At 64.9% G+C, this 12305-nt stretch carries 10 protein-coding genes; all 10 read right to left on the bottom strand.

What is annotated here, in order from left to right; genetic code table 11:
- Positions 1-333 (bottom strand): biotin/lipoyl-containing protein (locus G3574_RS15580; protein ID WP_328804793.1); only part of this gene is annotated, 333 nt, incomplete at its 3' end.
- 60 nt (positions 334-393) lie between these two features.
- Positions 394-3249 carry a 2-oxoglutarate dehydrogenase E1 component gene (locus G3574_RS15575; RefSeq protein WP_163964880.1) on the bottom strand — a complete coding sequence of 952 codons (2856 nt, stop codon included), beginning with the start codon at positions 3247-3249 and terminating at the stop codon, positions 394-396.
- 367 nt (positions 3250-3616) lie between these two features.
- Positions 3617-5533: a S8 family serine peptidase gene (locus tag G3574_RS15570; RefSeq protein ID WP_163964877.1), complete on the bottom strand. Its 1917-nt coding sequence runs from the start codon at positions 5531-5533 to the stop codon at positions 3617-3619.
- A gap of 12 nt (positions 5534-5545) precedes the next feature.
- Entirely contained in the window at positions 5546-5827 is a 282-nt protein-coding gene (locus G3574_RS15565) for a hypothetical protein (RefSeq protein ID WP_163964874.1), read from the bottom strand.
- Positions 5828-5947: 120 nt separating this feature from the next.
- Positions 5948-7105, bottom strand: coding sequence for a hypothetical protein (locus tag G3574_RS15560; protein ID WP_205609805.1), 1158 nt, complete (start codon positions 7103-7105; stop codon positions 5948-5950).
- Between the two features lie 517 nt (positions 7106-7622).
- Entirely contained in the window at positions 7623-8936 is a 1314-nt protein-coding gene (gene gltA, locus G3574_RS15555; RefSeq protein WP_163964871.1) for a citrate synthase, read from the bottom strand.
- 73 nt (positions 8937-9009) lie between these two features.
- Complete coding sequence (locus G3574_RS15550; RefSeq protein ID WP_163964868.1) at positions 9010-9279, bottom strand: FAD assembly factor SdhE; 270 nt, start codon at positions 9277-9279, stop codon at positions 9010-9012.
- 100 nt (positions 9280-9379) lie between these two features.
- Positions 9380-10090: a succinate dehydrogenase iron-sulfur subunit gene (locus tag G3574_RS15545; protein WP_163964865.1), complete on the bottom strand. Its 711-nt coding sequence runs from the start codon at positions 10088-10090 to the stop codon at positions 9380-9382.
- Positions 10091-10135: 45 nt separating this feature from the next.
- A complete protein-coding gene (gene sdhA / locus G3574_RS15540) occupies positions 10136-11914 on the bottom strand; it encodes a succinate dehydrogenase flavoprotein subunit (RefSeq protein ID WP_163964862.1) in 1779 nt (592 codons plus the stop codon).
- Between the two features lie 3 nt (positions 11915-11917).
- Positions 11918-12292 carry a succinate dehydrogenase, hydrophobic membrane anchor protein gene (gene sdhD, locus G3574_RS15535; RefSeq protein WP_163964887.1) on the bottom strand — a complete coding sequence of 125 codons (375 nt, stop codon included), beginning with the start codon at positions 12290-12292 and terminating at the stop codon, positions 11918-11920.
- Positions 12293-12305: the final 13 nt, after the last annotated feature.

Here is a 12305-nt window from a genome sequence, read left to right as displayed (position 1 = left end):
GAGCTGGCCGATGGCGGCGGCGACCGGATCGGCGGCCGGGGCAGCAGCGGGCGCGGGTGCGGCCGCGGGCGCTGCGGCGGTGCCGGCCTTGGCTTCGGTGTCGATCCTGGCGATGACTTCGCCGGACACGACGGTGCTGCCGTCGGCCTTGATCACTTCGACGATCACGCCGGAATCCGGCGCGGGCAGTTCGAGCACGACCTTGTCGGTCTCGATGTCGATCAGGTTTTCATCGCGGGCGACGGCTTCGCCCGCCTTCTTGTGCCACTGCAGCAGGGTCGCTTCGGCGACGGATTCCGACAGCTGGGGGACTTTGACTTCAACAATTGCCATGTAACTCTCCGTTTCGGGTTGTTCGGGCGGCGCGCCAGCTTCTAGCGCGCCGCCGGGTCGTTATTTCGTGAGGATGAAGCCCTTGAGCTTCGAGAATGCGGTGTCGATCAGCGCCTTCTGCTGTGCGTAGTGCTTGTCGTAGTAACCCACGGCAGGCGATGCGCTGGCCGGACGACCCGCGTAGGCGAGTTTCTGGCCGTCTTCGAGATTCTCGAAGATGTTGTGCTGGATCTGGAACCAAGCGCCCTGGTTCTGCGGCTCGTCCTGCGCCCACACCAGCTCGTTGAAGTTGGGGAACTTCTTGAGCTCGGCCGCGAAGGCCTTGTGCGGGAAGGGATAGAGCTGCTCGATGCGCACGATGGCGACGTCGGTGGCGGCGCGTTCCTTGCGGGCATTCACGAGTTCGTAGTAGACCTTGCCGGAGCAGGCGACCACGCGCTTGACCTTCTTCGGATCGATCTTCTCGTCCACTTCGCCGATCACGGTCTGGAAGGAACCCTTGGCCAGTTCGGACAGCGGCGAGCCGGCGTCCTTGTTACGCAGCAGCGACTTCGGCGTCATGATGACCAGCGGCTTGCGGAACAGGCGGATCATCTGGCGGCGCAGCAGGTGGAAGATCTGGGCGGCCGTGGTCGGCTGCACCACCTGCATGTTGTTGTCGGCGCAGAGCTGCAGGTAGCGCTCGAGACGGGCGGAGGAGTGCTCCGGGCCCTGGCCTTCGTAGCCGTGCGGCAGCATCATGACCAGGCCGGAAGCGCGGCCCCACTTCACTTCGCCGGAGCTGATGAACTGGTCGATCACGACCTGGGCGCCGTTGGCGAAGTCGCCGAACTGGGCTTCCCAGATGGTGAGGGTGTTCGGCTCGGCGGTGGAGTAGCCGTACTCGAAGCCGAGCACCGCTTCTTCCGACAGCACGGAGTCGATGACGTTGAACGGCGACTGGCCTTCGGAGACGTTCTGCAGCGGAATGTAGGTGCCTGCGTCCCAGCGCTCGCGGTTCTGGTCGTGCAGCACGGCGTGGCGGTGCACGAAGGTACCGCGGCCGGCGTCCTGGCCGGTCAGGCGCACGGCATAGCCGGACGCGACCAGCGAGGCGTAGGCGAGATGCTCGCCCATGCCCCAGTCGAGGTTCAACTCGCCGCGGCCCATGGTGGCGCGGTCGGCGAGGACCTTCTCGACGAGCGGGTGCGGCTTGAAGTTTTCCGGGACGTTGGTGATGCGCTCGGCCAGGCGCTTGAGCTCGGCCAGCGGCACCGCCGTGTCGGCAGCGTCGGTCCACTTGCGGTTGAGGAAGGGCATCCAGTCAACCGCGTACTTGCTCTTGAAGTTGGACAGCACCGGATCGACCGTGTGCTTGCCCGCGTCCATCGCGTCGCGGTAGGCCTTGACCATGGTGTCGGCGTCTTCGCCGCCGATGGTATTCTGGGCGGCCAGCTTGTCGGCGTAGAGCTTGCGCGTGCCGGGGTGCTTGCCGATCTTCTTGTACATCAGCGGCTGGGTCAGCGCCGGCGTGTCCTGCTCGTTGTGGCCGAGCTTGCGGAAGCAGACGATGTCGACCACCACGTCCTGCTTGAATTCGAGGCGGAAGTCGAGCGCGAGCTGGGTCGCGAACACGACGGCTTCGGGATCGTCGCCGTTGACGTGGAAGACCGGGGCTTCGATCATCTTGACCACGTCGGAGCAGTACAGCGTGGAACGCGAGTCGCGCGGATCGGAGGTGGTGAAACCAATCTGGTTGTTGATGACGATGTGCAGCGTGCCGCCCGTGCCGTAGCCGCGGGTCTGCGCGAGGTTGAGGGTTTCCATGACCACGCCCTGGCCGGCGAACGCGGCGTCGCCGTGCACGAGGATGGGCATGACCTGGGATCCGTCCTTGTCGCCGCGACGCTCCATGCGCGCCTTGACCGAGCCTTCGACGACCGGGTTGACGATCTCGAGGTGGGACGGGTTGAAGGCCAGCGACAGGTGGACCGGGCCACCCGCGGTGGACAGGTCGGAGGAGAAGCCCTGGTGGTATTTCACGTCGCCCGCCGGCAGGTCGTCGGCATGCTTGCCTTCGAATTCGGCGAACAGGTCCTGCGGCATCTTGCCGAGGGTGTTGACCAGCACATTGAGGCGGCCGCGGTGGGCCATGCCGATCACGATTTCCTGCACGCCCTTGGCGCCAGCGCGCTGGATGGCTTCGTCGAGCGAGGCGATGAAGCTTTCGCCGCCTTCGAGCGAGAAGCGCTTCTGGCCGACGTAGCGGGTATGCAGGTAGCGTTCGAGGCCTTCGGCCGCGGTGAGGCGATCGAGGATGTGCTTCTTCATGTCGGCCGAGAAGTTCGGCGTGGCGCGCACGGACTCGAGGCGCTCCTGGATCCAGCGCTTCTGGGCGGGATCGCTGATGTACATGAATTCGGCGCCGATGGAACGGCAGTAGGTGTCGCGCAGCGACTGGATGATGTCGCGCAGCGAGGCGGTTTCCTGGCCGAAGTAGGTATTGCTGATGTTGAACTGGGTGTCCATGTCGGCATCCGCGAAGCCGTAGAAGTTCGGCTCGAGCTCGGGGATGGCGGGACGTTCCTGGCGCTGCAGCGGGTCGAGGTTGGCCCAGCGGTTGCCCAGGAAGCGGTAAGCGGCGATGAGCTGCGTGACGGCGACGCGCTTTCGTCCCATCTCGACGTCGGCGGAAGCGGTGACGGTGCGGATGGGGCCCTGCTTGGCGCGCTCCGCGAACGAGGCGATGACGGGAGCGTGTGCGACGTCTGGCTTGCTGGAACCGTCGACGGCGGGAACGTGCTGCATCGCGTCGAAGTAGGCGCGCCAGTTTTCGGGAACGGAACCGGGATTGTTGAGGTAAGCCTCGTACAGTTCTTCGACGTACGGTGCGTTGCCTCCAAACAGATACGAATTGGAGAAGTACTGCTGCATCATCTTGCTCACCTTTCTTCGCGTTTCGCGAGATTAGCGGGTTAATCTAACCTTCCGCGACACGGCCTGACCGGTTAGCGGATTGCACATCAAGTTGTGGGGGGAAGGGCTGCGTGACCTGGGAACCTGGTTGAAAACCGATGTCGCGTCGCTGCGCAGGAATGCAGCGGGTTTTCAGACAGGCTCGAAGGCGGTACCAGAATTTGGAAGCCGTAGCATAGCACAACCGGAATCCATTTTCCTATCAGGGGCATCCCGGAAGAAACTTTTGTGCGCGCTCGGGAAAGCGGCCGGCGAGTGCCTATTTCCGGGAGCCACCGGCCGCTGCGCGGACGACGGCTCCCGGTTCCAACCGCTGCGGGAAGGACGGTCAGGTCATGCCATAGAACTGCGGCCGGGCCATGACGGACTGCATGTAGAGCACATAGGCCGGGTCCAGCCCGCCCAGCATGCCGCGGGCCATCGTCCCCTGCCCCGCCAGCGCGCCGAACCAGGCTTGCGGCGCCAGGGACAGCTCCATCATCGGCACCGCGTGCGCGGTCTTGAAGCCGCTCGCCGCATTGGCCACCGCGCCGGCCTGCGCCTGCAGGCCCACCGCGGCCAGGACGTCAGGCAGGCCGTAGCCGGTGCGCCGCGCATCGCCGAGCGTCAAGGGCCTGCAACTCATCTTGATGAGCTGGAACAGCCGCTCGACGCGTTCCGGTCCGCGGTTCTTGTAGGCGCCCTGGAAGTCGGGATGATGCGCCATTACAAGGGCCGCGAGCCCGGTGACGTGCGGCGCCGCCATCGAGGTGCCGTCCCACTCCGCATAGTTGTTGTCCGGGACCGAGGAGGTGATGGCGACGCCCGGAGCGCACACCGCCACCTCCGGCCCGAAGCAGCTGAACCGGGCGGCGAAGTACCCGTCCGCGTCAACATAGGACGTGACCGTCTGGGAGTGATAGCTGTCCGACGGAAACTCGTTCAGCCTGCCGATCGCCGACACCGCGAGCACGTTGGGCGACGACGCCGGATACTGCACCGGTCCGCCGGAGTTGCCCGCCGCGACGATGCAGGCGATGCCCGCCCGCTTGCAGCGCAGGATCTGCTGCTCCAGCGCTTCGGACGGCTCCGCGCCGCCGAGGCTGAGGTTGACCACGTCGATCTGCTTCTCGATGCAGTACTCCAGCGCATCGATCAGCTGGCTGGTCTGCCCGCCGGGGAAGAGCTTGCAAGCATGCACCTCTGCATCCGGCGCGAAGCCCCGCACCCCGAGCGCATTGTCCGCGCCGCAGATGATGCCGGCGCAATGCGAGCCATGGGCGATGATGTCGGTCGTCCAGCCGTCCGGGTTGGTTTTCTTGTCGACGATGTCGAAGCCGGCGCGGATCTGCTTCAGGTCGTCATGGGTCAGCGCGGCCGCGCCGGAGTCGATGATCGCCACCTTCACGCCCTGGCCGCGATATTGCCCGGGAAGCTGGTCAAGCCGCATGGCGCGCTGTCCCCAGCCGTACGCCTGCTGGCGCGGGAAGCTGGCGAGCGAAGGCCAGTCGGACAGCGGACGCAGGCCGACCACGTTCGGTTCGTCGATGCTGATGTCCGGATTCTGCTGGTAGAAGCTCCAGTAGTCGCTCTTCGGCTTGACGTACAGGCCGCGCAGCGATTGCACCGTTTCGCCGTAGAGCGTCAGCGTGGCCTGTCCGCGTTCGTCCGTCACCGCCGTGGCTGGCAGCATGCTGCCGAAGAGGTAGACCTCGGCGCCCTTGAGCGGGGCGTTGTCCCGGCCGAGCACGACGATGGCGGCATTGAGCACCGGACCCGACATCGACGTGGCGCCCGACACCAGGGGCGGCTGGAACGCGGGGTCGAGGATCGCCAGCGGCTGGTCGCGTTCCACCACCAGCCTGCCCTGCGCCTGCTGGTGCAGCATGAAGGCCTTCTGGTCGGTCATCCTCGCCACCAGCACCGAGGTGTTGCCCCCGAGTCCGTCGGCCAGGGCGCCGACCACGTTCTTCGGCCCGACCGTGTCGATCACCTCGATGTCCGGCGAGCCGCGCAGCGCCTGTTCGATGACATCAAAGGAGAGAGGCTGCAGGCCCATCATCTGCAGCGCCGGATTCTGCCGGGCCGCGACGAGGTACTGCGACTTGCGCTGACCCACCTTGCGGCCCGCAGGCGCATCGGTGGATGGAACGGATGCGGCGCCGGCAGGACGCGCGCCCGGCTTGGCGCCAGGCGGCGTCGCGCCATCGCCATTCGATGTTTGCGCGTCTTGCGGATTGTTGCCTTGTTCAGTTGGTTTTGCCATTGGAATTTCCTCTCAGCCGGTTTCGCCCTGCATCCCGTCGAACAGGGACAGGGGTCGATCCGGCTCGATGATGACCCGGGGTTGCGCGTCGCGGAACTGCCGGACCAGGGACGCCGCGGTTTCATGCGGCATGTCGATCACGAGTGTGTGAGGCTGCCCGGCCGGGCCGATTGCGTCGACCAGGGACATGCTCGGGTCGATGGCCGCCGCCTGGGCGACCTGGTTGAGCCGCTGGACGTCATCCGAGCGAATGATGTAGCGGCCGCTTCCTGTAATGGATTCTGCCGTGGTCATGATGCTGCCCTCCGTGACGTGCCGCGCACCCTGGCGGAGGGCGCGTGGCACTTTCCTCCCTGATTACCGGCGCCTGGCGCGCCGTTCGTGTTTCAACGCATCGCCGGTGCGCTCATGCCTTCAATGCACCATCTGGCTGCCGGCATTCGCGCCCTGCGCGGAGGCATAGGCATTCTGGTAGCCAGGGTACATGCCGGCCTGCTGCGCCTGCTGGGCTTGCTGCGCCTGCTGCATCTGCTGCAGCGCCTGCTGCTGGGCGAAGGCGGCGGCCATCGGGTCCGCATTGAAGGGCAGGATGCTGCGGCCGATCTGGCCAGCGACGCTGCCGATCTGCGAACCGAGGTTGGCGTTGCCGAAGAGCCCGCCGATCGCGCTGCCGAGCGGCTGCCCGACTTGTCCCAGCAGGTTGCCGAACCATCCTTGCGGCGCAAGCTGCTGCTGGGCGTAGGCCATGCTTACCGGGTCGACGTTGAAGGGCAGGAAGCTGCGGCCGAGCTGGCCGGCGACGTTGCCGATCTGGGAACCGAGATTGGCATTGCCGAACAGGCCGCCGATCGCGCCGCCCAAGGGTTGACCGACCTGTCCTAGCAGATTGCCGAACCATCCTTGCGGCGCAAGCTGCTGCTGGACGTAGGCCATGCTTACCGGGTCGACGTTGAAGGGCAGGAAGCCGCGGCCGAGCTGGCCGGCGACGTTGCCGATCTGGGAACCGAGATTGGCATTGCCGAACAGGCCGCCGATCGCGCCGCCCAGCGGTTGACCGACTTGTCCGAGAAGGTTGCCAAACCATCCTTGCGGCGCAAGCTGCTGCTGCGCATACGCCATGCTCACCGGGTCAACGTTGAATGGCAGGACGCTGCGGCCGATCTGGCCGGCGATGTTACCGATCTGCGAGCCGAGGCCTGCATTGCCGAACAAGCCGCCGATTGCGCCGCCCAGTGGTTGCCCGACCTGGCCGAGCAGGTTGCCGAACCAGCCCTGCGGCGACAACTGCTGCTGGGCATACGCCAGGGCAGTGGGGTCGACGCTGAAGGGCAGGAAGGCGCCGCCGATGCCGCCGGCGACATTGCCGATCTGCGAACCGAGGTTCGCATTGCCGAAGAGGCTGCCGATGCCGCGCCCAGCCAATCCGCCAAGCGGCGCGCCGATCAGGCTGCCGAAAAATCCTTGCGGTGCGAACTGCGATCCGGCTCCCGCGCCCAGCATGTTTGCGGAAATGCCCGAATAGTTTTGCATGGTTTCATTCACGTCGGATTCCTTCCAGGTAGTCGTTCGCATGGCCCCTGCCCCACTGCCGCGGTCGGACCGATAGCCGATAGCCAATGGCCAGCGTTCGATCGCGGCGCGTGACGCGGTTGCGCATGACGATGTTGTTGGTATGGCGCGCAGATCAAAAACCGTCAGTCAGGAACAGGCGACATTTGATCATTGCGCAGGTGACGCTGGCATTGCCTGATGATCCGGTCGGGGCGGTGCCAGCGCCAACGCAGTGTTGGCGAGCGCCGTTTGCTTTTCAAGCACACTCGACGTGCGATTGAGTCGTCTCAAATGTCGTCGCTCCGTGCTTGAAAGCGGGGCGGTGAAGTGTCACCATGCGCGGACCTTCCGCAGCCGGTACGATGATTTTGATAGGCGGTTTTGCGCGCTTGTTGAATCTTCGTTTTAACAGCGGGCGGGCTGTCGTCTGGTCGCCGTGATCGGGAATGGAATGGGAACGGGGAAGGATGAGGCGAAAAAAAACGGGCCCGCAGGCCCGTCTTCGAATGCCATGCAGCCGCCGGGGCGGCCGCGATGATTACTTGCGCTTGTCCATCGACGGCACGTCGCGCTTGGCGGCGCCGACGTACAACTGGCGGGGACGGCCGATCTTCTGCTCGGGATCGGAGATCATCTCGTTCCACTGGGCGATCCAGCCGACGGTACGGGCCATCGCGAAGATACCGGTGAACAGCGAGACCGGGATGCCGAGCGCGCGCTGGACGATGCCGGAGTAGAAGTCGACGTTCGGGTAGAGCTTGCGCTGGACGAAGTAGTCGTCTTCCAGGGCGATCTTTTCCAGGGCCATGGCAAGCTTGAACAGCGGGTCGTCGTGCAGGCCGAGTTCGGTGAGCACTTCGTGGCAGGTTTCACGCATGAGCTTTGCGCGCGGGTCGTAGTTCTTGTAGACGCGGTGACCGAAGCCCATCAGCTTGACGTTGGAGTTCTTATCCTTGACCTTGGCGATGAATTCGCCGATGCGCTCGACGCCGCCCTGCTTCTGGATGTCTTCCAGCATGTTGAGCGCGGCTTCGTTCGCGCCGCCATGCGCCGGGCCCCAGAGGCAGGCGATGCCGGCCGCGATACACGCGAACGGATTCGCGCCGGAGGAGCCTGCCAGACGCACCGTGGAGGTGGAGGCGTTCTGCTCGTGGTCGGCGTGCAGGATCAGGATGCGGTCGAGCGCGCGCACCAGCACGTCGTTGACTTCGTACTCGGCGCAAGGCGTCGAGAACATCATGCGCATGAAGTTGGCGCTGTAGGACAGGTCGTTGCGCGGATAGATGAAGGGCTGGCCAATCGAGTACTTGTAGGACATGGCGACCAGCGTCGGCAGCTTGGCGATCAGGCGGATGGCCGAGACTTCGCGGTGATGCGGATCGTTGATGTCCAGCGAGTCATGGTAGAACGAGGACAGCGCGCCGACCGTGCCGACGAGCACCGACATCGGGTGCGCGTCGCGACGGAAGCCGCGGAAGAAGAATTGCATCTGCTCGTGCACCATGGTGTGGTTGGTGACGGTGTCGACGAAGGTCTTCTTTTGCTGGGCGTTCGGCAGTTCGCCGTTCAGCAGCAGGTAGCAGGTCTCGAGGAAGTCGCAGTTCACCGCGAGCTGCTCGATGGGATAGCCACGGTACAGCAGCTCGCCCTTGTCGCCGTCGATGTAGGTGATCGTCGAGTTGCAAGCCGCCGTCGACATGAAGCCCGGGTCGTAGGTGAACTTGTTCGTCGCGCCATAGAGCTTGCGGATGTCGATGACATCCGGGCCGATCGTGCCCTTGTAGATCGGGAATTCCAGCGGCGAGGAGCCGTCGGAGAACGACAGGGTTGCTTTGGTTTCGGAGTTGGTCATGGCTCTTCCTCAGTGTCAGGAGGTGCTTCTATTGGTGAAAGAAAAGTAAAGCAATACCGTCTTGATTCGTTGGCTAGGCGGCCCGCATGCGCGCCAGCAAGGCGTGGACCTGCGGCAGGTCCAGTTCGCCGTCCGGTTCCTTGCGGGCCAGCAGCAGATCCATCAGGTCATTGTCCGAGAGATCCATCAGGCGCGAGAAGGCATCTACCTCGTCGTCGCTCAGGGCTTCCTCGTGCGCATCGAGGAAGCGCGTGATGAGGAGATCGTTCTCGAGCAATCCCCGGCGGGCGCGCCAGCGCAGGCGCGCGCGCTTGGCAGGATCGGCTTGGTGCGTGATGGACATGGCTGGAGTGTCTCTCTAGGGCAATACAATCCGTCGTTTCCGCCATGGCGGACGATGGAAGAAGATTCCGGGGCGGCAAGGCGAGCCTTGCCGCCTTTCCTTATACCGCGCGGCGGACCATCAGTTCCTTGATCTTGCCGATGGCGCGCGCCGGGTTCAGTCCCTTCGGGCACACGTCCACGCAGTTCATGATCGTGTGGCAGCGGAACAGCCGGTACGGGTCTTCCAGGTTGTCCAGCCGCTCGCCGGTAGCCTGGTCGCGGCTGTCGGCAATGAACCGGTACGCCTGCAGCAAGCCGGCCGGTCCCACGAACTTGTCCGGGTTCCACCAGAACGACGGGCAGGACGTCGAGCAGCACGCGCACAGGATGCACTCGTACAGCCCGTCGAGCTCTTCGCGCTCTTCCGGCGACTGCAGCCGCTCCTTCTCCGGCGGGATCGTCTCGTTGATCAGGTACGGCTTGATCGAGTGGTACTGCTTGAAGAACTGCGTCATGTCCACGATCAGGTCGCGGATCACCGGCAGCCCCGGCAGCGGCCGCAGCACGATCGGCTCGGTCAGTTCGTTGAGGTTGGTCGTGCACGCCAGCCCGTTCTTGCCGTTGATGTTCATCGCGTCCGAACCGCACACGCCTTCACGGCACGAGCGCCGCAGCGCCAGCGAATCGTCCACGTCGGCCTTGATGCGCTGCAATGCGTCCAGCAGCATCTTGTCCGTGTCCTGCAGCGTCACCGTCAGGTCCTGCATGTACGGCTTGGCGTCCTTGTCCGGGTCATACCGGTAGATCTGAAATTTGAGGGTGCGAGCCATGCTCTTTTACCTTTGCTTTGCTTGTCTGCTGTCTTGGAACGCGCCTTAGAACGTACGCGCCTTGGGCTTGAACGTCTCCACCGTCAACGGCTTGGTGTTGACCGGCTTGTAGTCCAGGCGGTTGCCTTCCGAGTAGAACAGCGAATGCTTCATCCAGTTCTCGTCGTCGCGCTTCTCGTAATCCCGGTGCGCATGCGCGCCACGCGATTCCTTGCGTGCCGCCGCCGAGATGATGGTCGCCTTGGCCGTCTCGATCAGGTTGTCCAGCTCCAGCGCTTCCACCCGCGCCGTGTTGAACACCTTGGACTTGTCCTTGAACGACACATGCTTGCGCCGCTCATCCAGCTCGAGGATCTTCTGCACGCCGGTCTGCAGCAGCTCGTCGGTGCGGAACACGCCGCAGTACTGCTGCATCGTGCTGCGGATCGCGTTGGCCACGTCCTGCACCCGCTCGGAGCCGGTGCTCGTCTCCAGCCGCGCCAGGCGCTCCATCGCCATGTCCGCCGCGCCCGCCGGCAGCGGCTTGTGCAGCTTCTGCTTCAGGTTCGAGGCCACGATGTGGTTGCCGGCAGCGCGGCCGAACACCACCAGGTCCAGCAGCGAGTTCGTGCCCAGGCGGTTGGCACCGTGCACCGATACGCAGGCGCATTCGCCGATGGCGTACATGCCGTTGACGACCTCGTTGGGGTTGCCGTTCTTCGGCGCGACCACCTGGCCGTTGATGTTGGTCGGAATGCCGCCCATCTGGTAGTGAATCGTCGGCACGACGGGAATCGGTTCCTTGGTGGCGTCGACGTTGGCGAACTTGTGGCCGATCTCGAGAATCGACGGCAGGCGCTTCTTGATGGTGTCGGCGCCGATGTGGCGCAGGTCCAGCAGCACGTGGTCCTTGTTCGGACCGCAGCCGCGGCCTTCCTTGATCTCCTGGTCCATCGAGCGCGACACGAAGTCGCGCGGCGCCAGGTCCTTCAGCGTGGGCGCATAGCGCTCCATGAAGCGCTCGCCGTTGGCGTTGATCAGGATGCCGCCCTCGCCGCGCACGCCCTCGGTGATGAGCACGCCCGCACCGGACACGCCGGTGGGGTGGAACTGCCAGAACTCCATGTCTTCCAGCGGCAGGCCCGCGCGCGCGGCCATGCCCATGCCGTCGCCGGTGTTGATGAAGGCGTTGGTCGAGGCGGCGAAGATGCGGCCCGCGCCGCCGGTGGCGAACAGCGTGGTCTTGGCTTCGAGGATCATCACGTCGCCGGTTTCCATCTCCAGCGCCACCACGCCCAGCACGTCGCCGTCGACGTCGCGGATGAGGTCGATCGCCATCCACTCGACGAAGAAGTGGGTCTTGGCGCGCACGTTGCGCTGGTACAGCGTGTGCAGCAGCGCATGGCCGGTGCGGTCGGCCGCGGCGCAGGCGCGCTGCACCGGCTTCTCGCCGAAGTTGGCGGTATGGCCGCCGAACGGGCGCTGGTAGATGGTGCCGTCGGGATTGCGGTCGAACGGCATGCCGAAGTGCTCGAGCTCGTAGACGACCTTGGGCGCTTCGCGGCACATGAACTCGATGGCGTCCTGGTCGCCCAGGTAGTCCGAGCCCTTGACGGTGTCGAACATGTGCCAGTACCAGTTGTCCTCGGTCATGTTGCCCAGCGAGGCGCCGATGCCGCCCTGCGCGGCCACGGTGTGCGAACGGGTGGGAAAGACCTTGGAAAGCACGGCCACGTTCAGGCCGGCCTCGGCCAGCTGCAGCGACGCGCGCATGCCGGAACCGCCGGCGCCGACGATGACGGCGTCAAAACGGCGAACGGGAAGGGATTGCTTGATGGCTGCCACGATTTACGGTCTCCAGATGATCTGCGCGGCCCAGCCGGCGCAGCCGATGAGCCACGCGATGGTGGCCAGGTGAAATGCCAGGCGCAGGGCGACGGACTTGGTGACGTAGTCCATCCAGATGTCGCGCATGCCGACCCAGGCGTGGTAGAGCAGGCCCAGGAAGGTGACGAAGGTGGCGATCTTGAACCACTGGCGGGCGAAGATGGTGGCCCAGGCGTTGTAGAAGCCGGCGCTGCCGTCGCTGGTGAGATAGGACACCAGCAGCAGCACGGTGTACAGGGCCATGACGATGGCAGTTGCGCGCTGGGCGAGCCAGTCGCGCACGCCGTAATGGGCGCCGACGACGAGGCGCTTGGGGCCGATGTTGTTGCCGGCGATGTCCTTGGCGATA

This window comes from Noviherbaspirillum galbum (genome assembly GCF_010974945.1).
GTDB classification, from domain to species: domain Bacteria; phylum Pseudomonadota; class Gammaproteobacteria; order Burkholderiales; family Burkholderiaceae_D; genus Noviherbaspirillum; species Noviherbaspirillum galbum.
The sequence above is the reverse complement of the archived record's forward strand: the minus strand, read 5'-3'. Positions and strand labels throughout refer to the sequence as shown.

Coding starts and splice junctions, on each gene's coding strand:
- G3574_RS15575 (WP_163964880.1), bottom strand. CDS start 3,249: ATGATGCAGCAGTACTTCTCCAATTCGTATCTGTTTGGAGGCAACGCA.
- G3574_RS15570 (WP_163964877.1), bottom strand. CDS start 5,533: ATGGCAAAACCAACTGAACAAGGCAACAATCCGCAAGACGCGCAAACA.
- G3574_RS15565 (WP_163964874.1), bottom strand. CDS start 5,827: ATGACCACGGCAGAATCCATTACAGGAAGCGGCCGCTACATCATTCGC.
- G3574_RS15560 (WP_205609805.1), bottom strand. CDS start 7,105: ATGCGAACGACTACCTGGAAGGAATCCGACGTGAATGAAACCATGCAA.
- gltA (WP_163964871.1), bottom strand. CDS start 8,936: ATGACCAACTCCGAAACCAAAGCAACCCTGTCGTTCTCCGACGGCTCC.
- G3574_RS15550 (WP_163964868.1), bottom strand. CDS start 9,279: ATGTCCATCACGCACCAAGCCGATCCTGCCAAGCGCGCGCGCCTGCGC.
- G3574_RS15545 (WP_163964865.1), bottom strand. CDS start 10,090: ATGGCTCGCACCCTCAAATTTCAGATCTACCGGTATGACCCGGACAAG.